Origin of the sequence: Brevibacterium atlanticum, from assembly GCF_011617245.1 — a bacterium.
Lineage (GTDB): Bacteria > Actinomycetota > Actinomycetes > Actinomycetales > Brevibacteriaceae > Brevibacterium > Brevibacterium atlanticum.
This window is the reverse complement of record NZ_CP050152.1, coordinates 2,089,575-2,116,089: the sequence shown is the minus strand read 5'-3', so window position 1 is coordinate 2,116,089 and position 26,515 is coordinate 2,089,575. Positions and strand designations below refer to the sequence as shown.

General features: G+C 65.0%; 26 protein-coding genes. 19 read left to right on the top strand and 7 right to left on the bottom strand.

Annotation, left to right across the window (positions count from 1 at the left end):
* Window positions 1-40: 40 nt before the first annotated feature.
* Complete coding sequence (locus GUY23_RS09455) at window positions 41-1,792, bottom strand: 5'-3' exonuclease H3TH domain-containing protein (protein WP_228282177.1); 1,752 nt, start codon at window positions 1,790-1,792, stop codon at window positions 41-43.
* A gap of 63 nt (window positions 1,793-1,855) precedes the next feature.
* On the opposite strand from GUY23_RS09455, the gene GUY23_RS09450 reads away from it, so the two are divergent.
* Both GUY23_RS09450 and GUY23_RS09445 read left to right on the top strand, forming a co-directional pair.
* Window positions 1,856-2,776, top strand: a complete 921-nt coding sequence (locus GUY23_RS09450; protein WP_166975902.1) for an amidohydrolase family protein — start codon at window positions 1,856-1,858, stop codon at window positions 2,774-2,776.
* Window positions 2,777-3,050: 274 nt separating this feature from the next.
* Window positions 3,051-3,806 carry a polyprenol monophosphomannose synthase gene (locus GUY23_RS09445; protein WP_208085302.1) on the top strand — a complete coding sequence of 252 codons (756 nt, stop codon included), beginning with the start codon at window positions 3,051-3,053 and terminating at the stop codon, window positions 3,804-3,806.
* 396 nt (window positions 3,807-4,202) lie between these two features.
* On the opposite strand, the gene GUY23_RS09440 is transcribed toward GUY23_RS09445, so the two are convergent.
* Together GUY23_RS09440 and GUY23_RS09435 are read right to left on the bottom strand one after the other, a co-directional pair.
* On the bottom strand, window positions 4,203-4,544 hold the full coding sequence (locus tag GUY23_RS09440; RefSeq protein ID WP_135808267.1) for an RNA polymerase-binding protein RbpA: 342 nt from the start codon (window positions 4,542-4,544) through the stop codon (window positions 4,203-4,205).
* 62 nt (window positions 4,545-4,606) lie between these two features.
* Window positions 4,607-5,380: a glycerophosphodiester phosphodiesterase family protein gene (locus GUY23_RS09435; protein WP_166971741.1), complete on the bottom strand. Its 774-nt coding sequence runs from the start codon at window positions 5,378-5,380 to the stop codon at window positions 4,607-4,609.
* 57 nt (window positions 5,381-5,437) lie between these two features.
* On the opposite strand from GUY23_RS09435, the gene GUY23_RS09430 reads away from it, so the two are divergent.
* Window positions 5,438-5,761, top strand: a complete 324-nt coding sequence (locus GUY23_RS09430) for a hypothetical protein (protein WP_166971739.1) — start codon at window positions 5,438-5,440, stop codon at window positions 5,759-5,761.
* Window positions 5,762-5,976: 215 nt separating this feature from the next.
* Window positions 5,977-6,765 (top strand): septal ring lytic transglycosylase RlpA family protein, encoded by a 789-nt coding sequence (locus tag GUY23_RS09425; RefSeq protein ID WP_166971737.1) that lies wholly within the window; start codon window positions 5,977-5,979, stop codon window positions 6,763-6,765.
* An 18-nt stretch (window positions 6,766-6,783) separates the two neighbouring features.
* Here the strand turns inward: GUY23_RS09425 and GUY23_RS09420 are convergent, their stop codons facing one another.
* Window positions 6,784-7,719, bottom strand: a complete 936-nt coding sequence (locus GUY23_RS09420) for a helix-turn-helix transcriptional regulator (RefSeq protein WP_166971736.1) — start codon at window positions 7,717-7,719, stop codon at window positions 6,784-6,786.
* A gap of 63 nt (window positions 7,720-7,782) precedes the next feature.
* Here GUY23_RS09420 and GUY23_RS09415 point away from each other — a divergent pair, with 63 nt between their 5' ends.
* The 8 genes from GUY23_RS09415 (at window position 7,783) to GUY23_RS09380 (ending at window position 16,872) form a co-directional block, all read left to right on the top strand.
* Complete coding sequence (locus GUY23_RS09415; RefSeq protein WP_166971734.1) at window positions 7,783-8,760, top strand: SDR family oxidoreductase; 978 nt, start codon at window positions 7,783-7,785, stop codon at window positions 8,758-8,760.
* Between the two features lie 230 nt (window positions 8,761-8,990).
* On the top strand, window positions 8,991-10,349 hold the full coding sequence (locus tag GUY23_RS09410) for a flavin monoamine oxidase family protein (RefSeq protein ID WP_166971732.1): 1,359 nt from the start codon (window positions 8,991-8,993) through the stop codon (window positions 10,347-10,349).
* Between the two features lie 2 nt (window positions 10,350-10,351).
* A complete protein-coding gene (locus tag GUY23_RS09405; protein ID WP_166971730.1) occupies window positions 10,352-11,875 on the top strand; it encodes an APC family permease in 1,524 nt (507 codons plus the stop codon).
* A gap of 179 nt (window positions 11,876-12,054) precedes the next feature.
* Window positions 12,055-14,430, top strand: coding sequence for an ATP-binding cassette domain-containing protein (locus GUY23_RS09400; protein ID WP_166971728.1), 2,376 nt, complete (start codon window positions 12,055-12,057; stop codon window positions 14,428-14,430).
* Window positions 14,431-14,583: 153 nt separating this feature from the next.
* Window positions 14,584-15,039, top strand: coding sequence for a transglycosylase family protein (locus GUY23_RS09395; RefSeq protein ID WP_323127115.1), 456 nt, complete (start codon window positions 14,584-14,586; stop codon window positions 15,037-15,039).
* A gap of 207 nt (window positions 15,040-15,246) precedes the next feature.
* Window positions 15,247-15,675, top strand: coding sequence for a PaaI family thioesterase (locus GUY23_RS09390; protein ID WP_166971726.1), 429 nt, complete (start codon window positions 15,247-15,249; stop codon window positions 15,673-15,675).
* A 154-nt stretch (window positions 15,676-15,829) separates the two neighbouring features.
* Window positions 15,830-16,261 carry a DUF1801 domain-containing protein gene (locus tag GUY23_RS09385; protein WP_166971724.1) on the top strand — a complete coding sequence of 144 codons (432 nt, stop codon included), beginning with the start codon at window positions 15,830-15,832 and terminating at the stop codon, window positions 16,259-16,261.
* 101 nt (window positions 16,262-16,362) lie between these two features.
* Window positions 16,363-16,872, top strand: coding sequence for a hotdog fold domain-containing protein (locus GUY23_RS09380; RefSeq protein ID WP_166971722.1), 510 nt, complete (start codon window positions 16,363-16,365; stop codon window positions 16,870-16,872).
* Between the two features lie 35 nt (window positions 16,873-16,907).
* Here the strand turns inward: GUY23_RS09380 and GUY23_RS09375 are convergent, their stop codons facing one another.
* Window positions 16,908-17,468, bottom strand: coding sequence for a maleylpyruvate isomerase N-terminal domain-containing protein (locus tag GUY23_RS09375; RefSeq protein ID WP_166971720.1), 561 nt, complete (start codon window positions 17,466-17,468; stop codon window positions 16,908-16,910).
* Between the two features lie 201 nt (window positions 17,469-17,669).
* On the opposite strand from GUY23_RS09375, the gene GUY23_RS09370 reads away from it, so the two are divergent.
* The 5 genes from GUY23_RS09370 (at window position 17,670) to GUY23_RS09350 (ending at window position 22,564) form a co-directional block, all read left to right on the top strand.
* Window positions 17,670-18,416 (top strand): DUF5058 family protein, encoded by a 747-nt coding sequence (locus GUY23_RS09370; protein WP_166971718.1) that lies wholly within the window; start codon window positions 17,670-17,672, stop codon window positions 18,414-18,416.
* 10 nt (window positions 18,417-18,426) lie between these two features.
* On the top strand, window positions 18,427-19,158 hold the full coding sequence (locus GUY23_RS09365; RefSeq protein WP_166971716.1) for a hypothetical protein: 732 nt from the start codon (window positions 18,427-18,429) through the stop codon (window positions 19,156-19,158).
* 78 nt (window positions 19,159-19,236) lie between these two features.
* On the top strand, window positions 19,237-20,469 hold the full coding sequence (locus GUY23_RS09360; RefSeq protein ID WP_166971714.1) for an amidohydrolase: 1,233 nt from the start codon (window positions 19,237-19,239) through the stop codon (window positions 20,467-20,469).
* A 4-nt stretch (window positions 20,470-20,473) separates the two neighbouring features.
* A complete protein-coding gene (locus tag GUY23_RS09355; RefSeq protein WP_166971712.1) occupies window positions 20,474-21,907 on the top strand; it encodes an amidase in 1,434 nt (477 codons plus the stop codon).
* Between the two features lie 141 nt (window positions 21,908-22,048).
* Window positions 22,049-22,564 (top strand): ferritin, encoded by a 516-nt coding sequence (locus tag GUY23_RS09350; RefSeq protein ID WP_166971710.1) that lies wholly within the window; start codon window positions 22,049-22,051, stop codon window positions 22,562-22,564.
* A gap of 163 nt (window positions 22,565-22,727) precedes the next feature.
* Here GUY23_RS09350 and GUY23_RS09345 read toward each other — a convergent pair whose 3' ends face one another.
* Window positions 22,728-23,660, bottom strand: coding sequence for an AEC family transporter (locus GUY23_RS09345; RefSeq protein WP_166971709.1), 933 nt, complete (start codon window positions 23,658-23,660; stop codon window positions 22,728-22,730).
* Between the two features lie 82 nt (window positions 23,661-23,742).
* Between GUY23_RS09345 and GUY23_RS09340 the strand changes: the two genes are divergently transcribed.
* Window positions 23,743-24,213, top strand: coding sequence for an Hsp20/alpha crystallin family protein (locus tag GUY23_RS09340; protein ID WP_166971707.1), 471 nt, complete (start codon window positions 23,743-23,745; stop codon window positions 24,211-24,213).
* A gap of 113 nt (window positions 24,214-24,326) precedes the next feature.
* On the opposite strand, the gene GUY23_RS09335 is transcribed toward GUY23_RS09340, so the two are convergent.
* On the bottom strand, window positions 24,327-25,067 hold the full coding sequence (locus GUY23_RS09335) for a class I SAM-dependent methyltransferase (protein ID WP_166971705.1): 741 nt from the start codon (window positions 25,065-25,067) through the stop codon (window positions 24,327-24,329).
* Window positions 25,068-25,239: 172 nt separating this feature from the next.
* On the opposite strand from GUY23_RS09335, the gene GUY23_RS09330 reads away from it, so the two are divergent.
* Window positions 25,240-26,499 carry an aminotransferase class I/II-fold pyridoxal phosphate-dependent enzyme gene (locus tag GUY23_RS09330; RefSeq protein WP_166971703.1) on the top strand — a complete coding sequence of 420 codons (1,260 nt, stop codon included), beginning with the start codon at window positions 25,240-25,242 and terminating at the stop codon, window positions 26,497-26,499.
* Window positions 26,500-26,515: the final 16 nt, after the last annotated feature.

The following is a 26,515-nucleotide window of genomic DNA, read 5'->3' as shown; positions in this document are numbered from 1 at the left end:
TCGTCCTTCGTCGTATGTTCGTCGGTGTCGAGTCTATCGCTCAGGACATCGGCCACGAACCGTCGACGACGGCGTCGGCGTTGCCCTTCTTCCGCAGCCAGGACTGCAGTCCTGCGGCCTGTGAGCGCTTCCAATCGCCCTGTGCGGCCATGATCTCGGCATTGCTGAGTGCGGCGATTTCCGTGGACTTTTCTGCCAACGCTCGGGAAATGTCCAGCGCCGCCAGCGCGTCGGCCGAGGCGTCGTGGGCATCGAGGAGTTCGATCCGATAGGTCTTCGCAGTCTCGATCAGCGTCCTCTTGCCCCGACGGTAGGGATCGATGTGCTTGTCGACGACGAAGGTGTCGATGATCGTGGGGATGATGGTCGGGAAGTCGATGTCGGGGCGGTGGCGGGCCACCTCGGCGGCCATGACGGACAGATCGTAGACGACGTTGTGCCCGACGACGACGGCATCCTCGTCGCGGAGGGCGGAGAAGGTCGTACACAGCTCCGTGATGACGTCGACCGCTGCTGCCCCGTTGGCCTGGGCATATTCGGTCGTGATTCCGTGCACGGCGCGGGCGGCCTCGGGGATCTCGATGCCGGGGTCGGCCAGCCAGGTTCGCACCTCACTGGCCGAATCGACGAATGCGGCGGTCACGATGCGCGCGGTCTCCGGTTCGACGCCGGTCGTCTCGAGGTCGAAGCCGACGAGGCGCGAACGGATCCACGGCCGCGCACCGGACGGATCGGCTGCGCCGTACGAACCTTTGGCGTTGACTGCGCCGATGGTGTCGGTGACGCCTGACGACCGCGGGCCCGCCGCGCCGGTCAGCGTCGATGCCGACACGACTGAGGGCCCCGGTGCAGCCTCAGCGGACGGGGTGGACCGGGAACCGTCAACGGATTGCAGCGCTGAGGTGAGATTGTCGACGGAGCGGCGGATGTTCTGTCCGGCGGCCGCCGCCTCGAGCGCGGTGAAGTCGGCGGTGTGCGGGATCGTCTCGAGGTCGATTCCGTGATCGACGTCGGTCAGGCACCGCATGACCTCGAGGGTCTTGTGCAGCGTGTCCTCGACCTCGATGATGGTGGCCGCACGCTTCGGGCTCAGCCCCCCGGTCTTGACCCCGGACTTCGCCGCTCTGATGATCGCGTCGAGGGAGCCGAAGCTCTCCAGCAGCGTTGCGGCCGTCTTCTCACCGATTCCCGGAGCACCGGGCAGACCGTCCGAGGGGTCGCCGCGCAGGGCCGCGAGCTCACGGTATCGGGTGCCGTCGGGCACGCCGTAGGCCACCGGCAGGTCGGCCTCGGACAGCGCCTCCCATTCTCCCCCCTTGCGCGGGCGCAGAACGCTGACGTCACTGTCGGAGTCCAGCAGCGCGAGCAGATCACGGTCGGGGGAGACGATGACGACGGGGGTACGGGACTCGGCGGCCATCGTGGCGATGACGTCATCGGCCTCCGTCCCGGCCACCTCGGCGATGGGGATTCCAGCGGCAGTGAGCACGCGGCCCAGAATCGGCAGCTGACCGGCGAGCTCGGGCGGGATCTCGGTGCCGGCCTCCTCGTCCTTGACGCGGGCGGCCTTGTATTCGGGCATGATCGCGGTGCGGAAGGCCGGGCGCCAGTCGGCATCCATCGTCGCCACCACCCGTGCGGAATCGAAGCGGCGGATCATCTGCGCCACCGTGTCGACGACTCCGCGGACGGCGTTGACGGGCTGACCGTCGTCGTTGACGATCGAGTCCGGAACCGAATAGAAGGCGCGGTAGTACAGGGCGGGCGTATCGAGCAGAACCAATGGCTTCACAATCGATGACGATACCCGACGGATCTGACACAGGGGGAGCGGTGTAGCCTGTCGGCTGTGACTATGTACTTTGGTGGAGACGTATACAGCAGTGCCGACCCCTTCGCGACGGCGCTCGGACACACGGACGGAAAGGTCTCGTTCATCGGATCCGACGAAGCGGCGAAGGCCCTCGACCCCGAGGCGATCGACCTCGCCGAGGACTTCCTCACTCCTGGAATCGTCCACGCCGGTCTCGTCCTCGACGGGGACTCGCCGACGGCGCGGGAACTGCACGATCAGGGGTACACACACGTCCATGCACTCGGCACCGCCGAGGCGATCGCGCGATTCGCCGCGGACGCGCCCGAGGGCCTGTCGATCGTCGACTATCCGGGGCTGGGTGACGGTGACCAGCAGCGGGCATCGGCAGCGGCGGCGGAATTCCTCTCACTCGAGACCCTGCCGGAGACGCAGCTGTTCGTCCTCGTCGACTCGAACGAACGCCTCGGCGAGGTCCTGGAGAGCCTGCGCACCGACGCCGCTCACGCGCAGCGACACGGCTACCGGCTGCTGCTGGACTTCTCCGTCGACGATGGACACGTCGAGGCACTCGGCCGCAGCGGAGTCGCGATCACGCTCGACCCGGCGCTGCCGCAGCCGCTCTCTCACCTGCTTGCTGCGGGCGCCCAGGTCTCGTTCTGCCATTCGCAGTCCTCGCCGTGGGCGACCGTGCGCTCGGCCGTCGTCGGTGAGAACGGCATCGGTGCACGTGCCGCCTTCAACGCCGCGACCCGCTTCGCTCATCGTGCTGCCAGCAATCCGGAGGGCGGAGTGCTGGTTCCGGGCGCTGCCGCGGACATCGTGCGCTGGAAGGTCGAGAGGCTCGTCGTCCAGGTCGCCGATCCGCGGGTCGCAGCGTGGAGCACAGACCCTCGATCGGGCACCCCTGGCCTGCCGGAACTGGCTCCGGATGTGCCGTTGCCCACCCGCATCGCGCTCTGAGCATCCGTGGTTTCCGCCTGAGTCCAGGCGACACGCCGAGAGGCAAAGAATCTTTCTGCACAACACGCGCCGCTGACCTGCGATTTCGGGTATCGTTGCTGGTCACAGCGATTTTGCAAAGTCGCTGTGGGCCACTAGATTCGTGGTGAACATTCCGCATAGGCGGGATGGAGTCGGCACTCCCGTCATTAGATAACTCACTGCTTCGGCAGCGTGGTCCGAAGGCGGGGGTGTCGACTCATTGTTTCTCAGGCGAACGCGTATCGTGGAGTCCGTGCTTTCCAAGGTCCTCGTCGTCATCCCCACATTCAACGAACGTCTCGCCCTGCCCGTGACCCTGTCCGGTCTGTTCGAAGCGCAGCCGGAGGTCGACGTCCTCATCGTCGATGACGGGTCACCCGACGGTACGGGGGAGTGGGCCGAAGAGCGGGCCCGAACCGATTCCCGCATCCACGTCCTCCACCGGAGTGAGAAGTCCGGTCTCGGCATGGCCTATATCGCCGGCTTCGAATGGGCTCTCGAGCGCGACTACGCGATCATCTGCGAGTTCGACGCCGACGGGTCCCACCGTGCCCTCGATCTCGGGCAGCTTCTCGACGTCGCCCGCTCGGGGCGGGCCGACCTCGTCATCGGATCGAGGTGGGTGCCCGGAGGTGAGATCGTCGACTGGCCGAAGTCGCGGTTCTTCCTCTCTCGCGGCGCGAACGTCTACGTCAACGCGGTCATGGGTCTCGGCGTCCGGGACGCGACCGCAGGATTCCGTGCCTATACCCGCCCGGTCCTCGAATCGCTCGACCTCTCCGGCGTGCAGTCGCAGGGCTACTGCTTCCAGATCGACATGACCTACCGCACGGTCGAGGCGGGTTTCCGCATCGCCGAGGTGCCCATCGTCTTCGTCGAACGCGAGCTCGGTGAGTCGAAGATGAGTGGGTCGATCATCTCCGAGGCGTTCACGAAGGTCGCCGGTTGGGGGCTGACCCGCCGACGCAACCAACTCCGCCGACTCTTCGACCGCTCGAAGGCCCCATGAGCAGAACCTTCTGCCTGCACAGGACTGTGGGCACGTGATCATGCGCGACGCTGGCTCTCACCTCGATCACTCACCTCGATCAAGGGCACGCGCGGGAGTCGAAAGGTCCACGGGTCGACACATGCGCTCCGACTTGAACGACAGAAGAGCGCTCCTCGATCAAGGCGGCGCGCGGTTGTCGAATGGCGCACGGGTCGACAGACGCGCTCCGGCTTGAGCGAGAGTCGCGAACCTTCCGAAGAGAGGTCGCGGGGCTTCCGGAGAGTCGGCTCGAGTCGTGTGTGTGCGACGAACAAGCACAAGCGGGCGACGAGCAGGCATAAGCAAAGGGGTGCAGGTCGTTGACCTGCACCCCTTTGACGTTCCTCCGGCGCGAGTGGCTCGCGGCCGGACGGTTCAGCTCTGAGCCGGAACCTCACCGCGACGGATCGCGAGGCGCTCATCGAGGAGCACCTGGAGTTCGTCGAAGGACCGACGCTCGAGGAGCATGTCCCAGTGGGAGCGCACATGCTTGACCGGCTCGCCGTCCGGTTCGTTGACGCCGACGCGGACGCCGATGCCGTGGAGGCCGGAGTCCCAGGTCGAGGGCACCTCGGCCTCGATCGAGAACGGCACCTTGAAACGGGTTCCGTCCTCGCATTCGAACTCGACCATCTGACGGGGTGCCGGCTCGACGCCCTCTTCGGTTTCGAGGCTGCGCGAGCCCAACTGTGTTCCGCGGAGACTGCGTTCGCTCATATCTAAGACCTTCCGACTCGACTGCACACCTTGGACGCAGTGCAACAGTCTACCGTGTCCGTCTATTCCCCGGTTTGAGGCGTCCGCGCCAGCACCTCGAGACCGGCCGGCACAGCGTCGGTGACGACCGCGTCGACTCCGAGAGCGAACAGTGCCTCCATCGCATCCGCATCGTTGATCGTCCACACATGCACGAGCAGACCACTGGCATGGGCGCGGTCGACGAAATCCGCGGTGACCACCGGAATCCCTTTGAACCTCGGGGGCACCTGCAGGGCGTCGACCTCAGGCGGCAGCGACGCCGGTCCGTGATCGGGCAGCAGAGGCAGCCCGCCGAGGGCGAACAGTGCCGTCTCCGTCCTGCCCGTCGAGGTGCGCACTCCTGGCAGAGCCGTGCGCAGGCGGCGCAGGGTTCCGGAGTCGAACGAGGCGAGTCGGATCCGTTCTCCGACTGAGAAGTTGTGGACGAACCGGATCATCGGTCCGATGCTGTGCTCAGCTTTGACGTCGATGTTCCACTCCACGGCGGGCAGCTCCTCGACGAGTTCTTCGAGACGGGGGAGACGGCCCCCGGCGATGAGCTCGATGTCGTCGAGTTCGGCGGCGGGCAGCTCTCGGATACTGTGCGGTCGTCCTGCGATGCGCTCGAGATCTGCATCGTGCGCGGCGAAGAGGACGCCGTCGGCCGATGCGTGGACGTCGGTCTCCATCCAGTGCACTCCGGTATCGGCGGCGGCGCGGAAGGCTTCGAGGGTGTTCTCGCTCATTCCCGGCCACAGGCCTCCGCGGTGGGCGATGATCTCTCGGTCAGGAGTGACCTTCCGCTGGGAATTCATAGTCCGATCCTAGTCGGGGTGTTGACCTGGCAGGCCGGGTCGTCAAGGATGGGAGACATGAGCTCACACCGCGAACCCATCGAACCCGACGACGTCATCGACGCGACCGCGAAGACACCGACCGAGCGAGTCCGTCGCGCAGCCGGTCGTGCCTACGGTGCGGCCAGCAGCGGAGTGAAGAACGTGCGCGAGGCGACCTCGTCGCAGCGTCTCATCGAGAGTGCGGAGTCCACCGTGAACAAGGCGCTCGGTTCCGTGTCCCACGCGATCGACGATGCCGTGCGCAGCGGCAAGGTCGAAAGGGCCTTCGACAAGGCGCAGGAGACCGTGACCTCCGGAGCCGACAACGTGCGCAAGCTCGTCACCCGGAAGGAACGCTGACCCGAAGGACGGTGAGCAGCCCCTCAACTGTGCGGCACGCCGAAACGGTGTGCCGCATTGCTTTTGTAACAGTTCCTTAATTAGAATGCTTCGAGATAACGATCCGATAACTTGATCCGTCGACTCGGTCCCTTCTTGCCCAGCAGTGCTGTGACGAGGCCTTCCCCGCGATTCCGAGTCTGCGAGACAGTCTCAGACGACGAGGAACATCACCTGTGGGCAGACACTCAGCACCGAGTACCAAGCGGAGCGGTTCGATCTTCTCGGCACTGACCGCGAAGAAGAAGTCCGGTCGGCATTCGCCGCAGACCGGTCAGAACACCGCCGGGGGAGTGCTCGCAGCCGTGCGCACCCGTCCCGTGCTCTCTGCCTTCATCGTGCCGACCGCTGCCACCGCGGCTGTCGTAGCCTCGAGCCTGGCCATGGTGCCCAATGATTCCGCCTCGAGCGGCGAGGTCGTTGCCGAGGCGCCTGCGGTCTCCGCCGTCGAACCGACCACGGCCACCGATGATGCCCTGGCCAAGGCGAAGAAGCAGGCCAAGGAGAAGCCGGAAGGGATCTCGATCGAGGCGAAGACGGAGACTCCGAGCCCCGAGCCGACATCGGAGAAGACCCCGGAGGAGTCATCCGGCGGAGAATCCGGAGGGTCCTCGTCGGGTGAATCAGCCGATGAGAACGACGGCCCCTCGAACTCAGGGAAATCCGCCGGCGAGTCCGGCAGCTGTCCGATGTCCTACTACGGCGGCGGCGACGGATTCGACGGCAGGAAGACTGCCAACGGCGAGAGCTTCGATACGAACAAGCTCACCGCCGCGCACAAGACTCTGCCCTTCGGATCGAAGGTGAAGATCACGAACACCGCCAACGGCAAGTCGGTGACCGTGCGCGTCAACGATCGCGGCCCCTACCACGGCAACCGCTGCTTCGACCTGTCCAAGGCCGCCATGGAAGCAGTCGGCGGAGTCGGCGCCGGGCAGATCAACGGCAAGTACGAAGTCCAGTGATCCTCAGCCTCTGACTGATCACCGATTGCTCTCCGCCGCGGCCACCGCACGATCGTGCAGGCCGCGGCGGATATGCATCGGGGAGACGACGGTGAGGTCGGGAACGGTGATGAGCTGACTCACGGCCACCTCGGCGGGTTCCATGGGCAGGTTCACCTCGACGATCCCTGCACTCACCGAGGCGTGCGCCAGTGCCGCTTCTGTGACTCTGCCGGGCACGGCCCGCAGCAGATCATCGGTGCGTTCTGAGGGCAGCCGCAGCCGGACCTCGATCGTGCGCATCGAACGGTCGAATTCCTTCTGAGAAGCTTCCCAGTACTCATCAAGGCGGAACCGTGCCGGGGCACCCACCCGCAGATACCGCGGTTCTGCCGATCGGATGCGAGCGACGCGATAGGTTCGGGGTCGGCCTCCTGGCGGCTGCGCCGCCAGGTACCAGCGCCCGGCCTTGATGATGAGACCGAGTGGAATGAGCGTCCGCGACCGTGTCTCACCTCTGCGCTCATAGGTGATGCGCAGACCCCGTGTGGTGCGCAGGGCCGCGGCGATCGCGCTGAGAGCGTGCGGGTCCTCCCGCGCCATGAACCAGTCGGGTCCGTCGACGAGGATGTGTCGGGAGAACGCCGAGGCGGTCTCAGCGAGGATCTTCTCGCGTGCCGAGGCGAATTCGCCGGAGAGTCCGAGATCGCCTGCCGCAGGAGAGCCGACGAGCACCGAATCCACTTCATCCCGAGTCAGTCCCGACACAGGTGAGGTCCAATCGCCGAGGAGTCGGATCCCACCGCCCGGACCCGACTGAGTGAGAACCGGCACACCCATGAGCGAGAGGTCAGCCACATCGCGGTACACGGTGCGCTCGGTGACCTCGAGACGCCGGGCGAGATCCGCGGCAGTGATCGGATGCGAGCGCGCAGCCAGCAGGACGATCTCCGAGACGAGCCGCGCTGATTTCATGGTGCCAAGATTAATCACCATCACTGACACTGGCTGTCAGTGATGGTCACACAGACTGAAGCCATGACCAATCACATTGCAGAGACCACACACTCCGATCGCTTCGCTCCGTTTGACGATCAGGCCCTGACCGGGCGCATCGCCCTCGTCGCCGGGGCCACCCGCGGCGCGGGCCGGGCCATCGCCCGCGACCTCGCTCGCGCCGGCGCCTCCGTCCACTGCACCGGTCGGTCGACGGCCGGGAGCCCCTCCGACTACGGGCGAGCCGAGACCATCGAAGGCACCGTCGGGCTCATCACCGCCGAGGGCGGTCAGGCGCGATCCCATATCTGCGACCACCTCGAACCAACCCAGATCGCCGAGGTGGTCCGCCGCATCGAGGACGCACACGGTCGCCTCGACATCCTCGTCAACGACATCGGGGGAGAGGCCTATGTCGATTGGGGGACCCCGTTCTCGCAGACCGATCGCGAGACGGAGATGCGCATCGTGCGGGCCGGTCTGCTCACGCACCTGTACACCGCTCATGCCGCGCTGCCGCTGCTCAGTCGCACCCCAGGCGGTCTCCACATCGAGATCACCGACGGCACAGCGGCCTACAACGCCAGCCACTATCGGGAGAACATCTTCCTCGACCTCACGAAGACCGGGGTCAGCCGCCTGGCGTTCGACCTCGGACATGAACTCGACGCGGTCGGATCCACCGCGGTCGCCATCACACCCGGCTGGCTGCGATCGGAGATGATGCTCGACCTCTTCGGCACCGACGAAGACAACTGGATGCGCGATTCGCTCAACGAGAATCGGAGCGTCCCGCCCCGCGACTTCGCGATCTCCGAGACTCCCCACCTCCTCGGCCGCTCCGTCGTAGCCCTGGCCGGCGACCCCGACCGGCATCGGTTCAACACCACCACGCAGGACACACACAGTCTGGCCACCCACTACGGTTTCACCGATCTCGACGGGTCTCGGCCGAATTCGTGGAGCTTCATCGCCGCCCTCCAGGACGATCCTACGGCGGATGCGCGCGCGTTCCGCTGACCGACGCGTCCGATGAGCGACGGGGAAGATGATCGCCACGACGCAAATCATGAATTACGGCAGCGAGTTGCCGCCAAATCGGTGCATCCAGTTGCGAATATTCTCCAGTTCCGCTGATTTCGCATCTCCAACCGTCGGAATCGGTTTTTCATATGATGAGCGTTGGTGGATAATGGTGACGGCAAGCACAGGTGCACCGCCCTGTGGATCCGTCCAGCGAAGGGAACCCCATGTCGGAAGAAGCCTGCGACGTCGTCATCATCGGGGCGGGACCGTCAGGCCTGTCGGCTGCCCGACGACTTCGCCGAGCCGGCAAGGACGTCATCGTCCTCGAGGCCCGCGACCGCGTCGGCGGTCGCACCTGGACGGATCACATCGACGGTCAGATGTACGAACTCGGCGGCCAGTGGATCTCCCCAGACCAGACGGCCCTGCTCGCCCTCGTCGACGAACTCGGCAAAGAGACCTACCCTCGGTACCGGGAAGGCAAGAGCGTCTACATCGCCCCCGACGGGACCCGTACGGTCTATGACGGCGAAATGTTCCCCGTGGGGGAGTCGACGCAGGCAGAGATGGAGCGACTCATCGGCCTCCTCGATGAACTCGCAGCGCGCATCGGGGCGGAAGCACCTTGGGACGCCGCCGATGCGGCCGAACTCGATTCCGTCTCCTTCCACCACTGGCTGCGACAGCAGTCCGATGACGAACTCGCATGCGAGAACATCGGCCTGTTCATCGCCGGCGGGATGCTCACCAAGCCCGCCACGACGTTCTCCGCACTCCAGGCGATCCTCATGGCCGCCTCGGCGGGATCGTTCACCCACCTCGTCGATGATCACTTCATCCTCGACCGGCGCGTCGTCGGCGGGATGCAGTCGGTGTCCGTGCAGATGGCGAAGGAACTCGGCGACGACATCGTCCGCCTCGGACAGCCGGTGCGCAGCATCGCGTGGTCCGACGACGGCGTGCAGGTGACCACCGATGCCCTCAGCGTCAGCGCTGCTCGGGCGATCCTCGCGGTGCCGCCGAACCTCTACTCACGCATCAGCTACGACCCGCCGCTGCCCCGACTGCAACAGATCTTCCACCAGCACCAGTCGATGGGCCTGGTCATCAAGGTCCACGCCACCTACGACACGCCTTTCTGGCGCGAAGACGGACTCTGCGGCACCGGTTTCGGCGCCTCACGCCTCGTCCAGGAGGTCTACGACAACACAAACCACGGAGAAGAGCAGGGCACCCTCGTCGGCTTCATCTCCGACGTCAACGCCGACGCCATGTGGGCCCTCGACGCGGAGACGAGGCGGAGACGAATCCTCGAAGCACTCGCCGAATTCCTCGGACCCAAGGCACTCGATCCGCGCGTGTTCTACCTCTCCGACTTCGGTGCCGAGGAATGGACGCGCGGGGCCTATGCGACGAGCTACGACCTCGGTGGACTGTCCCGCTGGGGACGGTTCCAGAACGATCCCGTGGGACCGCTGCACTTCGCGAGTTCGGACATCGCCGCAGCAGGCTACCAGCACGTCGACGGCGCGGTGAGGATCGGCACCGCCACGGCCGAAGCGATCCTCGGCGAGTCCTCCTGAGCATGGACAGCACGCCGCAGTCAGCGTCGACGACAGCCGGGGGACTGAGCTCGAAGGGCCTCTCCGTCGGCAAGATCGGGGCGATCGGGGGAGCCGTCATCGGCATCTCCTGCATCGCACCGGCCTATACGCTCACCTCGGGGCTGGGACCGACGATCTCCGAGGTGGGAGTGCACACCCCGGCGATCCTGCTCATCGGCTTCGTGCCGATGCTCCTCGTCGTCTTCGGCTACCGGGAGCTGAATACGTCGATGCCCGACTCGGGCACGACGTTCACGTGGGCCACCCGCGCCTTCGGACCGTGGCTGGGTTGGATGGGCGGCTGGGGGCTCGTCGCCGCGACCGTACTCGTGCTCTCGAACCTCGCGGCCGTGGCCGTCGACTTCCTCTTCCTGCTGCTCTCGCAGATCGTCGGGGACCCGCAGATCGCCGAACTCACCCGCGTCCTGTGGATCAACATCCCGGTCACCGTGCTGCTCACGGCGGCGGCAGCGTGGATCTCCTATCGAGGCGTCGAGGCGACCGAGAAGCTGCAGGTGTGGCTCGTGGGGTTCCAGGTCCTCGCCCTGGGTTGGTTCGTCATCGCCGCGCTCGTCCAGGTCGCCGGCGGCACCGCCTTCGACCCGACTCCGGTCTCTCTCGACTGGTTCAACCCACTGACCGCCGGCGACTTCTCCACCGTCGCGGCCGCCGTGTCCCTGTCGATCTTCCTGTTCTGGGGATGGGACACGGTGATCACCATGAACGAGGAGGCCAAGGACCCGGAGAAGACTCCCGGCCGGGCCGCGATGCTCACGATCCTCGCGATCGTCATCATCTACCTCGCGTGCACCGTCGCCGTCATCTCGTTCGCCGGAGTCGGCACCGAAGGTCTCGGGGCCGGCAATCCGGACAACCAGGAGTCGATCTTCGCCGCTCTGGCTACCCCTGTGATGGGACCCTTCGCGGTGCTCGTCTCGATCGCCGTGCTCTCATCCTCCCTGTCCTCACTGCAGGCGACGATGGTCTCACCCTCGCGCACGATCCTCGCAATGGGCCACTACGGCGCCCTGCCGGAGAAGTACGGACGGATCTCCCGCCGGTACAAATCGCCCTCGGTGGCCACCATCACCTCGGCGGCGGCCGCGATCATCTTCTACGTCGTCATGCGGCTGCTGTCGGAGAACGCCCTGTGGGACACGATCACGGCGCTGGGCCTCATGGTCTGCTTCTACTACGGCATCACCGGCCTGGCCTGCATCTGGTACTTCCGACGGTCCCTGTTCGACTCGGCCCGTACCGTATGCTTCCGGTTCCTGTTCCCGCTCATCGGGGGAGTGACCCTGCTCGTCATCTTCGTCACCACTGCGATCGACTCCCTCGACCCCGCCTACGGTTCGGGGTCGTCGGTGTTCGGCATCGGGCTCGTCTTCGTCCTCGGAATCGGGGTGCTCCTCCTCGGTGTGGTCATCATGATCGTCCAATCATTCCGCCACCCGGCGTTCTTCCGCGGTGAGACCCTGCGACAGGGCGTCCACGGCGAATGAGGGAGCAGCTGACGACCGTCGTGGTGAGGCATCCGCTGCGACCACCGGGGGTACCAGGTAGTCCCATCCTCCTGAGCCGCCTACAGTTGCGTACAGGAGTATCCTGACCAATGCATGCTTCCCGACCGATGGCGATTCGGCCGGCAAAATGATCCGCATCCAGCAGAGAGGCTGAACGCGTGCACACAGCCGACAGCCACGACCTCATCCGCGTCAGTGGAGCGCGGGAGAACAACCTCAAGAACATCTCCGTCGAGATCCCCAAACGTCGGCTCACCGTGTTCACCGGCGTATCCGGTTCGGGCAAGAGTTCGCTCGTCTTCCACACGATCGCTGCGGAATCCCAGCGGATGATCAACGAGACGTATTCGGCCTTCGTCCAAGGCTTCATGCCCGCCATGGCCCGCCCCGAGGTCGATGTCCTCGAAGGGCTGACGTCGGCCATCCTCGTCGACCAAGAGCGCATCGGAGCCAATCCGCGCTCGACCGTCGGCACTGTCAGCGACATCAACGCGAAGCTGCGCACCCTCTTCGCCCGCCTGGCCGAACCCGATCTGGGATCGACGAACGCGTATTCGTTCAATGTCGCCACCGTCAGCGGCAAGGGTGCCGTGACGATCGACAAGGGTGAAGCCAAGCAGGTCGAACGTCGGGAGTTCTCCGTCAACGGAGGCATGTGCCCGCACTGCGAAGGCATGGGCACGGCCACCGACATCGCCATCGCCGAGGTGGTCGACGAATCGAAATCGCTCAATGAGGGAGCCATCACGATCCCCGGGTACAAACCCGGCGGATGGTCGGTGCGCATGTTCTCCGAATCCGGGTTCTTCGAACCCGACAAACCGGTCGCGGACTATTCGGAGAAGGAACGGCACCATCTTCTGCACGCCGAGGGCGAGAAGATTCGGATCAACGGCACGAACTTCACCTTCGACGGGCTCCTCCCGCGCATCCGCCGTTCCTTCCTGTCCAAGGACCGGGACGCGATGCAGAAGCACATCCGTGAATTCGTCGACCGCGCCGTCGCCTACACGGTCTGCCCCGAGTGCCGGGGCACCCGTCTCAACGCCGCCGCACGATCATCGCTGGTAGCAGGGAAGTCCATCGCCGAGGTATGCGCCATGCAGATCTCGGATATCCGTGACTGGCTGGATCGGATCAAGGCCCCGGCCGCCTCGGTGCTGCTGGCAAATCTGACCGCCGATGTGCGGGCGTTCACGGCCATCGGTCTGGGGTATCTCTCGCTGGACCGTTCGGCCGGTTCGCTGTCCGGGGGAGAGGCGCAGCGGATCAAGCTCGTGCGCCATCTCGGGTCCTCCCTGACCGATGTGACCTATGTCTTCGACGAACCGACGATCGGACTGCACCCCCACGACATCGAAGCGATGAACGATCTGCTCCTGGCCCTGCGCGACAAGGGAAATACGGTTCTCGTCGTCGAGCACAAGCCTGAGACGATCCGGATAGCCGACCATGTCGTCGACCTCGGTCCCGGAGCGGGCAGCAGCGGGGGAGAGGTGACCTTCACCGGCACCGTCGACGAGCTGCGCGAGTCGGACACGGTCACCGGACGCCACCTCGGATACACCGCAGCGATCAAGGAATCCGTGCGCGAACCCGACGGAGCGTTCGAGATCAGGGCAGCCTCGTCGCACAATCTCGCTGACGTCGATGTCGATGTGCCCCTCGGTGTGCTCACCGTCGTCACCGGCGTGGCGGGATCGGGCAAGAGCAGCCTCGTCGAAGGTTCGCTGCGCGGGAACGAGGGCGTGGTGATGATCGACCAGGCTCCGATCAGGGGATCGCGACGCAGTAACCCGGCGACGTACACAGGCATGCTCGAACCCATCCGCAAAGCCTTCGCGAAGGCCAACGGGGTCAAACCGGCCCTCTTCAGCGCGAACTCGGAGGGTGCCTGCCAGGTGTGCGGAGGGGCCGGGATCATCTATTCGGACATGGCGCTCATGGGCGGGGTCTCTGCACCCTGCGATGAATGCGACGGCAAGGGATTCCAGGCCGAGGTGCTTGAGTACCTGCTCGGCGGTCTGAACATCCGTGAGGTCCTCGACCTGCCGGTGACCGCGGCCATCGAGCACTTCGAATCGGGAGAATCCCGGATTCCCGCTGTCGTGAAGATCCTCACCATCCTCGCCGAGGTGGGGCTGGGCTATGTCAGTCTCGGTCAGCCGTTGACGACGCTGTCCGGGGGAGAGCGACAGAGGCTCAAACTCGCCGTTCATCTCTCGGCTAAGACCGCCGATGCTGCGCAGGTGATCATCCTCGACGAACCGACGACGGGTCTGCACCTGGCCGATGTCGACAATCTGCTGCGGCTGCTCGATCGGCTCGTCGACGGCGGTCGCAGCGTCATCGTCATCGAACACCACCAGGCGGTCATGGCTCACGCGGACCACATCATCGACCTCGGTCCCGGAGCGGGACACGACGGCGGACGCATCGTCTTCACCGGCAGCCCGGCAGAGCTCGTGGCGAGTGCCGGTGAGGAATCAGCGGGTCTGACGGCACGGCATCTGGCCGCCTACGTAGGGGAGTGACACTCAGGTTCCGTTGAGGGAGCACTGAAGCGATTCAGATGCCTCAGAAGCGGATTCGGGTTCACTCTCACCGCTGTATCCGTTACGGTGTATAACGACTCGGTAACGGCCGGGTTACAGAACCGAAATGCAGTCGTACTTTGGAGATACACAGTGAACCTCTACAGCACCAGCCTTCGCAAGGTCGCCCTGCTCGTCGGTGCCGGCGCGGTCGCAGCCGCTGGAATGACCGGCATCAGTGCAGCGGCACCGGCACAGGCCGCCTCGGGAGGCGTCTGGGACAAGGTCGCCGAATGCGAGTCCGGCGGTGACTGGCACATCAACACCGGCAACGGATACTACGGCGGCCTGCAGTTCTCCAAGCAGACGTGGAACGGCTTCGGCGGTTCGGGCACTGCAGACGAGCACAGCAAGAAGGAGCAGATCCGCATCGCACAGAAGGTCCTCAAGGAGCAGGGCCCGGGTGCATGGCCGACCTGCGGTGAGAAGGCCGGACTGACGAAGTCCAACGGCGCTGCCGATGACGGCGGCGGCAGCAAGAAGGACGACGGCGGCTCGAAGGGCAGCGGCAAGGTCGGCCTCGGCGGCAACGTCACCGTCGGCGGCTGATTCCGAGACACCTTTCCGTCACAGTTCTGTCCGGACGACTCAGACGTTCGTCAACGGATACTGACGATCGCGCGGTGGTCGCGAACGACGAGCATGTCGTTCGCGGCCACCGTCGTCTATGTGATGTGTTGCGCCCGGGGCGGGACTTGCTGATACATGGCCATCTCCGCAGACATGAAGACGACTGCGAGCGGGTAACGTGAAGACATGACAGAAAGTCGTGAGGGGCCGTTCTGGGATGTCGTCCGGGGCGATACCGAGCCGCCTGCCGCCGCTAAGACCCTTGGCTGGGAGCTCATCGAAGTTGATCCAGAACGCTCGATGATCACCGTTGCGTTCGACGCCGGCGAAAACTTCCTCAATCCGGTTGGTGTCGTTCAAGGCGGATTTATTGCCGCCATGCTCGACGACACACTCGGTCCGGCGCTCGTTGCAACTCTAAGTCCCACGCAATTCGCCCCAACAGCAGATCTGCACGTCCAGTTCCTTCGGCCCGCGCACCCAGGCAGGCTGATCGGCCGCGGTCGAGTGGAACGGCGGGGAAAGGACATCGCGTTCCTTTCCGGTGAACTCATTGATGAGAGCGGTAGAACTGTTGCGTCCGCGACGGCTACAAGCGTTATTCGGTCGCTCTGAGCTGGATGTACCGATGTTCTGAAATAAAGCCGATAATATACATTATGTTAAGTAAAGATCAGAGGGCTGCTCCCCTCGTCTGGACCTATGGTGGACACTGACGAATCGATTCCACCGACGTGGATGACTCTCCAACGACGAATCGGGAGCTGATATGGCCCATCGGACACCGGCCATGCGACCGACCGGCGAACCTGTCGCGGACATTCTCGATCGCGCACTGGGTCCTCGCCGCGCCGAGGCCGATGAGCTCGTCGACCTCCTCGCCGACGTCTCCGGTGAGCAGCCCGTCGTCTGGGCTTCTCGGATCATCGGCTTCGGTGAAGTCATGTACACATACGAGTCGGGCCACAGCGGACTCATGCCGGCGCTGGCCTTCTCCCCCGCTGCACGCCAGCACACGATCAACCTGACAAGTGACTTCGAGAACCGCTGGGCTGATCTCATGACACGGCTGGGCGGCCGCCGCAGCGGCACGGCATGCCTGTATCTCTCCCGCCTGGAGGGCATCGACCGGGCCGTGCTCCGCGAACTGCTCGAACGCACTCGCGATCATACGCTGGCCGAATGGTCCGACTGCACGTGAGACTGCCCTCCTGCTAGAGTCTACTCACAGGTAACTTATCTCACAGGCGCACCGCGTGCCCATGCCGACTCACGGCGAGGGCACCCTGGAAGGACCACACCATGAGCACAGACTCGGCACCGATCACAGCGATCCCCGGCACCGGAAAGATCTACCAGCTCTGGAAGAAGCTGCAGAATGTGCCCTTGGGTGAACGGCTCTTCTCACAGGCCGTCTGCTTCAAGGCACCGTACTTCCGCACGGTCCACCCGCGAATCCGTGAGCTCGCCCCAGGCCTGTGCCGAGTCACCGCTCCGAATCGTCGCGGCGTGCACAATCACATCGGCACGTATCACGCCATCGCCTCGTGCAACATGGCGGAGATCGCCGCCGGCATCATGACGGAAGCCACCGTCCCGCCCTCGCACCGCTGGATTCCAGCAGGGATGACCGTTCAGTACAACGCCACAGCGACCTCGGCTGTCACTGCGGTGGCGCGGCTCGAAACACTGCCGGAGTTCGGCGACGAGAAGTTCGACATCGTCGTTCCCGTCGACGTCCTCGATGCCGACGGAACTGCTTTCGTCACCGCGCAGATCACGATGCACATCTCGAAGAAGAAGGCCAAGTAGCCGGCACAGAGGCGCTCAACTAAACGCAGGGCCGCTCAGCGACCGGATATCTGGAGCACACGCTGCGCGTGCGACAACGCTGGTTCGCCGAGTCGTGCCGGCGCGTAACCGCCGACCGAACCCAGCTCGACGATGAGATCACCCAGTTCGGTCGAGATGAACTCCGCCAGCTCGTCGTCGATCGGCCACGGCATCCCGGTCCCCCGCGACAGATCGGCCGCGTGAAGAGCGAGTTCGAGGATGCGCATCCGCACGAGCTGCTCACCGAGGATCACTCCGATGCGATGAGGCACCGTCGCCTCGAGGTCACACTCCCCCGCCAATGACCGGAAGGTCCGCTCGTGGACCCAGAACGACTCCACGAGATCCTCACCGAGGTGGTCCATCCCGCGCGTCACCTCGACCTCGGCCGACGGCGCCTGCGCAAGCAGCTTCGCATAGCGCAGACCCCCGCCGACGAGGTGGTTGATCAGCTCCCGGTTCGTCCACTCCTCACAGCCGCTGGCGGAGTCGAGATCCTCGATGCGCACACGTGACAGCGCCGCGACCCAGCATTCCTCCGCGCGGTCGAGGTGGTCGTCGATGACTGGCTCCATGCTGGCGGGGCTCCTTTCGGCCGACTCATCGATTCTTCTCATGACGCTCATCGACTTCGCCGTTCTCGGCAATTGGGATCTCAGCCGCCTGCACTGTGATCCGCATCTCACTCGGGTTAGGTTACTGGAATACGCGCCACGGTACACACACTTGTGAGCCCAGCGCGTCCCGCCCGACAACAGCGAAGTGAGGACCCCGCCATGATGCAGACCAGCGGATCCGCCGACTACATCGGACTCGCCAACACACCGATCCTGTGGATTCTGGCGATGGCCGTGATGGGAGTCGTCGTCGTCCAATCGCTCATCTACATGAGTGCCGTGCGGAAGAACGCCGAATCCGCGGGCATGAGCCAACAGGAGGTGCGAGCCGCATTCCGCGCCGGCGGGGTCGCGGCGATCGGCCCCTCACTGTCCGTCGTGCTCGTCGCGATCGCCCTGCTGCCGCTGTTCGGCACTCCCCCGGTCGTCGTCCGCGTCGGCCTCATCGGCTCGGCCGCCACCGAGGTGGCTTCCGCCTCGATCGCGGCCGGAACCATGGGAGCCAACCTCGGCGATGAGACCTTCACCCGCGGCGTCTTCATCGTCGCGCTCATGGCGATGAGCCTCTCTGGTGCCGGATGGATGATCTGCACTCTCATGCTCACCCCGATCTTCAAGCGCAGCTCCCACAAGCTCGAGAAGGTCAATCCGGCGCTCATGTCCATCATCCCCGGCGCCGCGCTCCTCGCCGCCTTCGCAGCCCTGACGTTCCGAGAGCTCCCCAAGTCACCGACCCACGTCTTCGCCGTCGTCGCCTCCGCGATCACCATGACCATCTGCCTCTTCCTCGCGCAGAGACTCAAGCTGCCTTGGCTGAAGGAATGGGGCCTGGGAATCTCCCTGCTCGTCGGCCTCGTCGCCGCCTACTTCGCCCACTACGCCGGTCTCGGCGCCCCGGAAGCCTGAGGAGAAGACCATGTCATCGATCATCACCGCACCCTCCCACGCAGCATTCGAGCGGACCACGACGAAGTGGGGCTCGATCACTCTGTTCATCGGCTTCCTCATCGCCACCTCGGTGCCGTTCTATCTGCTCTTCGTCGCCGACGCCGACATCGACTTCGGCACCATCATCACCGGCTTCCTCGCCGTGTTCGCCGTCTACGGAGTGTTCTGGATCGTCGAACCGCTCACGTACTTCCCTATCCTCGGTCCCGCCGGGATGTATCAGGCCTTCCTCATCGGCAACATCTCGAACAAACTCCTGCCCTCGGCGATCGTTGCGCAGGACACGATCGGGGCGAAGCCGGGCACCCGCAAGGGCGAATACGCCGCAACCATGGCTATCTGCGGAGCCGCGATCATCCACGTCGCCTCGATGGTGATCTTCGTCGGCATCCTCGGCACCTGGCTGCTCACCCTGATCCCCGAACCGGTCATCCTCATCGCGAAGCTCTACATCCTGCCGGCCATCCTCGGCGGAGTCACCGTCCAGCTCATCGCCTCGCTGCGACAGATCAAATCGACACTCATCGCACTCGGCATCGCCGCGCTGATCATCCTCGTCCTCATTCCGCTCCTCCCCGTACTCGCTCCCGGCGACGTCGCCATCGTCGTCGTCCTCACCATCGCCGTCACCTGGTTCACCAGAAAGAAGAGCATCACGGACAGACGACCCGAGGACGGCGACTCCGTCGGCATCAACTGAACCGGCCACCTCCCGAACACAAACTCCACCCGTCTCCAGCATCTGCCAGCATGGAGACAACCACGATGAAAGGACATCATGACGCTCAACCCCGTGTTCACCTCGGCGATCACCGACAATCTCGACCGCATCGTTGCCGACTACAAAGACTTCCACCGCTCCCCCGAGCTCTCCATGCAGGAGACCTGGACCGCCGGACAGATCGAGTCTCGTCTGCGCGAGCTCGGACTGAGCCCTCAGACCTTCGGCGGCACCGGCATCGTCGCCGTCATCGACAACGGTGAAGGACCCGTCGTCGGCTACCGCGCCGACACAGACGGGCTGCCCATCACCGAGGACACCGGACTCGACTACGCCTCGACCGCGGAAGGCACGCTCCCGGACGGCTCGACGACCAAGGTGATGCACGGCTGCGGCCACGACACGCACATCACCGTCGGCCTCTCCCTCGCCACCTCCCTCGCCGAACACCGCGACCTGTGGTCGGGCACCGTCGTCATGCTCTTCCAACCAGGAGAGGAGACCGGTGAAGGAGCCCGTGCGATGCTCGACGACGGACTCTGGGACTCGGTCGTCCACCCCGAAGTCATCTACGGACAGCACGTCTGGCCGGGACGCGCCGGCCACGTCTACGTCTCGTCGGGGACAGCCATGGCGATGTCCGACTGTCTCAAGGTCACGGTGAAGGGCAAGCAGGCGCACGGTTCCCAACCCGAGGCGGCGATCGACCCGATCGTCCTCGGCGCGTTCATGATCACCCGGCTGCAGTCGATCGTCTCCCGTGAGATCTCCGGTCGCGACATGGCCGTGATCACCGTCGGCACCTTCCACGGCGGGCTCAAGGAGAACATCATCCCCGACTCAGCGGAGTTCAAGCTCAACATCCGCACCTTCGACGAGGAGGTCCGCGCAGTCGTCCTCGACCGGGTCCGCCGTATCATCCTCGCCGAGGCACTGGCCTCCGGTGCTCCCGAGCCGCTCATCGAAGACATGTACCGCTTCCCCCGCTGCTTCAACGACCCAGAAGAGACGGAGGGCTTCCTCGAGGCGGCGCGTAACGAGCTCGGCTCCGACAACGTCCACGTCGAAGACCCGGTCACCGGCAGCGAAGACTTCGGCGCCTTCGGCGATGACATCGGAGTCCCCTACGTGTATTGGTTCTTCGGCGGATACTCGGATGCGAAGTTCACAGGCGACGACGCACCTGCGGGCAACCATTCGCCGTTCTTCGCCCCTGACGACGTCGAGACCACCCTGACCACAGGACTTCGGGCCGCCCTGTCGGCCGTGCTGAGCAAGGTCGGGCGGTGACCCGATGAGCGACGAACTGCGCTGGCTGTCCACCCGGGAGCTCGCTGCCCGGATCGCCGCGAAGGAGATCTCGGCCCGCGAGGCGCTGGACGATCATCTCGACCGCATCGATGCGATCAATCCGACGATCAACGCGGTGGTCACCCGCGATGACGAAGCGGCGCACGCTCACGCGGCCGCAGCAGATGAGGCACTGTCCCGCGGTGAGAGCGTCGGGCCGCTGCACGGGGTGCCGATGACGCATAAGGACACCCACGACACGGCCGGGCTGCGCACCACATGGGGTTCGCCCCTCATGGCCGACCGGGTGCCCGAGACCGACTCCCTCATCATCGCCCGTCTCAAGGCCGCCGGGATCACGACGACGGGCAAGACCAACGTCCCGGAATTCGCAGCCGGCTCTCACACCTTCAACGAGGTGTTCGGCACAACTGTCAATCCCTACGACCGGACCAAGTCGGCTTCCGGTTCATCAGGCGGGGTGGGTGCCGCGCTCGCCGCAGGCATTCAAGCCTCGGGTGACGGCTCCGACATGGGCGGGTCTCTGCGCTCGCCTGCCTCGTTCAACAATGTCGTCGGCTTTCGCCCGAGCAACGGCCGAATCCCGCATACACCGCCGGCGAATCCCTACACCTGGCTCTCCCAGTCCGGATTCATGGCCCGCACCGTCTCCGACGTCGCTCTGCTCATGAGCGTGGCTTCCGGTCCCGAACCCACGGCACCGGCGTCGCTGCCTGAACCGGGCGGCGTCTTCGACCTCCCGGAATTCGCGCTCGGTGCCGACTTCTCCCCCGACCTCACAGGCTTGCGCGTCGGCTTCTCCCCCGACCTCGACGGCCTTCTCCCCGTCGAGGCGGAAGTTGCGGATATCGTGAGCGGGACGGCACAGGTCTTCATCGACCTCGGTGCCCGAGTCGAGGGAACGATCCCCGACCTCACGGATGCCGACGAGGTGTTCGGGGTGCGTCGAGCGCTCGACTTCGTCGGTTCCTGGGGTGCGCTCTATGCGGCGCATCCGGACCGGATCAAAGACTCGGTGGGCTGGAACATCCGAATGGGTCTCGAGCTGACCGGCGCCGAGGTGGCTTCCGCCGAGGCCGCGCGGACTCGCCTGCATTCGGAGATCGAGCGCTTCTTCTCAGGCTCCGACGTCCTCGTGCTCACGGCGTGCCAGGTGCTGCCGTTCGACGCCTCGATCGAATACCCCACCGAGATCAACGGTGTGGAACTGTCGAACTATCTCGACTGGATGCGCGCACTGTGCCTGATCTCGGCGACCGGGTGCCCTGCGATCTCAGTGCCCGCCGGATTCTCCGCATCGGACCTGCCCGTGGGAGTTCAGATCGTGGCCCGGCCTGGGGCCGATGTCGAACTGCTGCGCATCGCTCACGCCTTCGAGGCCGCTACCGGTCACCACCTGCGTCATCCGCAGATCTGAGCTGGCCGAGGACGGGGCAGGTATGGCAAACCTGCAAGGAGTTTGCCGAGCCTTTCCACACTGGAACGATTCTAGAAAAGGTGTCAGGATAATATCTGAGCAGGCGGAACGGATCCGCCTCGAATCGCAAAGGAGTCAATCATGCACCTGAGCCCCGCCATGCAGAAGGTCCTCAACGAGCAGGTCACCCTCGAACTCGAGGCCTCCCTCGTCTACCTCCAGCTGTCCATCCAGCTCGACGATCTCGATCTGCCCGGAATGACACGCTGGATGCGCGCTCAGTCCGAAGAGGAGCAGGTCCACGCCGCGAAGTTCACCCAGCACTGCCTCGATCGTGACTTCGCTCCGCAGATCGGTGACATCGCAGCACCGAAGGTCTCCGGTTCGCAGCCGATCGACTTCTTCAAGGCCGCCCTGGCACATGAGGAGAAGGTCTCCGAATCGATCCGCAACATCTACCGCACTGCGCAGTCCGAGGCCGACCTCGATGTTCTGCCGCTGCTGCACTGGTTCATCGACGAGCAGGTCGAAGAGGAGTCGAGCATCTCCGAGATCATCGGCCGCCTGGAGCGTGTCGGTGACGACGGTTCGGGAGTGCTCCGCATCGACGCCGAGCTCGGCTCGCGTCACCCCGACATCACCGCTGACAGCGAGTGATCGACGCGCATAGCGTGATCCACGCGCGTATTGCTTGAGTGTCACACTCATGCATGTTTGACGCGCACAGTGCGTGATCGCCACGAGAGGGCGGTCGGTTCCTGTCCGGAACCGACCGCCCTCTCTGCGTCTTCGCCAGTGTGCACCGCCCCTGGCACCAGGCTCACCCGAGGGCGGCGTGAGCGAGGAGCAGCACGACCGGCAGCGTGATGAGCATGACGACGGTCTGGCCGGCGATGAGCGCGGCCATGAGCTTCGCGTCCCCACCCAGCTGCCGAGCCATCACGTAACCCGAGCTGGCCGTGGCGATCGCCTGGAAGATCATGCCGACGAGCGCAGCCACCGTCGGTACGTCGAAGACCGCGAGCATGAGCAGCGAGAGTCCCGGCAGGACGATGAGTTTGATGAGCGTCGACGAGGTGATGGCGGCGGCGTGGGTGCGGAATGAGAACCGGCGGAGACCGGCACCGACGCACAGCAGGCCGATCGGCAGAGAGGCCGCGGCCAGAGGGTCGAGGATCATGGCGGCCGGGTCCGGCAGTCCCAATCCGCTGATATTGGCCACTCCCCCGGCCACGCAGCCGAGGACCAGGGGGTTCGTGACGATGGCGCGCAGCAGAGCGAGGATCGAGGTCGGTCCCGTCCGCAGGAACTCGAAGCCCAGGCTCGATATGATATTCACCGTCGGCACGAGGATCGCCGCAACGATCGCGGCCACGGCCGAACCCTCGGAGCCGAAGAGGCTGCCGGCCAAGGACAGCCCGATGTAGGTGTTGAACCGGATCCCACCCTGCAGCACCGAGGTGAATGCGGGCAGGTCCCGGGCAATGACTCGGCGGGACAGCACGATGCTGATCGAGACGACCACGGTAGGGATGACGAGCGCCACCGCCAGCCGAGCCACGGGCACATGGGCCACGTCCACCTCGGCGACGGAGGTGAAGAGGAGGACGGGAAGGAGACAGTAGTACGCGAGCTTCTCCGCCCCTGACCAGAACTCGTCGCTGCCGAAGCCGGGCAGGCGCTTGAGCACGAGACCCAAGGCGATGAGCACCGTGACAGGAAGGAGGGCGAGAAGCGCCGGAACCAGACTCACGAACTGAGAGTTTCATGAGTTCGGAATCAATTCAAAGTTGAGTGTGTTTGACTCAATATAGGAACCGAGCGAAAGGAAGCATATGGCTACACGATTCGACCCCATCCGTGATCTCGATCGATTCTTCTCCGAGGTCACCCGCACCCCCAATTCAACGTCCCTGCCGATGGACCTCTACCGGGATGGAGAGGTCTTCATCGCCCGCATCGATATGCCGGGAGTCGACCCCGACAGCATCGATGTCGACGTCGAGGATCGCACGCTGACCGTGCGCGCACGCCGCGAATCCGAAGTCGCGGACAAGGACGTGAAGTGGCTGACGCGCGAGCGCACCACCGGAACCTACGCCCGCCAGCTCACTCTCGGCAATCGAGTGGCCCTCGATCGGATCAGCGCCGACTACAGTGACGGCGTCCTCACACTGACCATTCCGGTCGCCGAGGAGGCTCGCCCGCGGAAGATCTCCGTCAACCATGCGTCGACGGGCAGCCGCCCCGAGGTCGTCGAATCGACATCGACCGACGGACCTCAGGTCCCTGACAGCGAAGGCTGACCAGGACCGCAGAATCGATCCACAGCGGCGGGCCGTTCCCTTCGAAAGGGAACGGCCCGCCGTCTCTGCGTCGGATCACTCTCGGTGCGCCGGGATCGTCCCGCTGCGGAGTATCAGCGCGATGTGTTCTCGAGCAGGTAGGCCAGGCACATGTACGGCAGATCGACTGCACCGGTGATCGGATGCTCGGTGCTCAGATACTCCCGCAGATTCGACTCCACCCGGTTACGCGTCGCTGCGTTCGAGCGCAGCCAGTACGAGCGGGTGCGGGCCAGTGCGACGATTCCATCGACGTCGAGCGGTGTCGCGAATTCGACGAGACTATGGTCGATGAGATCCAGTCCCCGGCCCGGCTGCGGACGGTACTGCGGTCGGTAGACATCTCCGGCATGCATGATTCGGCTCAGTCGCAGCACCCAGTCGATGCGCACATCGAGTTGATTGATGAGGATGAGCAGGCGTCCGCCCGGGCGGAGGATCCGGGAGATCTCCTTGGCCGCACCGTCCTCGTCGAACCAGTGCCAGGCCTGGGCCACGGTGACGACATCGAAGCGATCCGTCTCGGCTCCCGTGTCCTCAGCCGTGCCGACCATCCCGAATGCCGGATTGCGTTCGAGAGCGGCGACATCGGGGTCGACGGCCACGACATCGCTTCCGAGCTCACGCAGCGCCCGGCTGAGGATTCCCGTGCCGGCACCGAGGTCGCAGATCTCCAGACCGGCCCAGCCTTCGTCCCAGCCGTCGACGGCGAGGTCGATCGCAGCCGCGGGATAGCCGGGGCGCACCTGATCATAGGTCTCGGCTTGGGCACCGAAGCCGCGCCCGTGCACCGCCTGCGCGCGTGGTCGCACCATCGGTGCCGCCTTTCTTCATTCACGGGAAGATCCACGTGAGTCTTCGGTACGGGACGGGTCAGAGTGAGGAGCCGGGATCACCATGTCCCGAATACCACTCTAACGTCGGGCACCGAGCGGAGAATCGCTAGGATGGTCTCAACGGCCCGACCCCAGCTGCGAAGGAACCACTATGCCCTCACCGTCCGACCTGCAGACACGCCTGGATGAGGCGTCGACCGCCTACGAGGAGTTCGCCTCCCGGGGACTCAAGCTCGACATCACTCGCGGCAAGCCCGCCCCCGAACAGCTCGACCTCGCCGCAGACCTCCTCACCGCGGTCTCCGGCGACGACGCTGTCACTCCCAGCGGGGTCGACACTCGCAACTACGGCGGCGCGGCTGGACTCATCGAACTGCGAGAGATCTTCGCTCCCCTGCTCAAGGTGCCCGCCGCTCAGCTGCTCGCCGGCGGCAACGCGTCGTTGACGTTCATGACCCAGGCCCTGACCTTCGCGCTGCTGCACGGCACCGCCGTCGACGACAGGCCCTGGGGGCAGGGACCGCACAAACTGCTGTGTCCGGTGCCCGGCTACGACAGGCACTTCACCCTGGCCGAGTCACTCGGCTTCGAACTGCTCACCATCCCGATGGACGATGAGGGACCGGTCGTCGCCGAGGCTCAGAAGCTCGCCGAGGACCCCGCGGTCAAGGGCATGTGGCTGGTCCCGATGTACTCGAACCCGACCGGCATCACCATCACCGAATCCCGGGCGAGGGAACTGGCGGCGATGCCGACCGCCGCCCCGGACTTCACCCTGCTGTGGGACAACGCCTATGCTCTTCACCACCTGCGTGCCGATCATCCCGACAATCTCGACATCCTCTCCCTGTGCGCCGAGGCGGGGAACCCCGAACGGGCCTGGATCTTCGCATCGACCTCGAAGGTCACACACGCCGGTGCGGGTGTGTCCTTCTTCGCCGGAGGACCGGCGACTGTGGACTGGATGCTCGCCAACCTCGGCAAGGTCTCGATCGGTCCTGACAAGATCAATCAGCTGCGACACGTGCGCTTCTTCGGTGATTCGGCAGGAGTCGAGGCACATATGCGCAAGCATGCCGAGATCATCGCCCCGAAATTCGACGCCGTGCTCACAGCACTCAAGGACGGGCTCGGGCCGGAGGACCTGGCGACATGGACCAGCCCCGACGGCGGCTACTTCATCACCCTGACGACGATGGACGGCATCGCCGATCGCGTCGTCAAGCTCGCCGCGGAAGCCGGCGTCAAGCTCACGCCCGCGGGCGCGACACATCCCTATGGCTTGGATCCGAGCAACAGCATCATCCGCATCGCACCGACGATGCCGACACTCGAGGACGTCGAACTGGCCGCCGCCGGCCTCGTCGCCTGCGTGCGGCTGGCCAGCTATGAGAAGCTCATGGCCAGCTGAACCGACGTCACCGGCT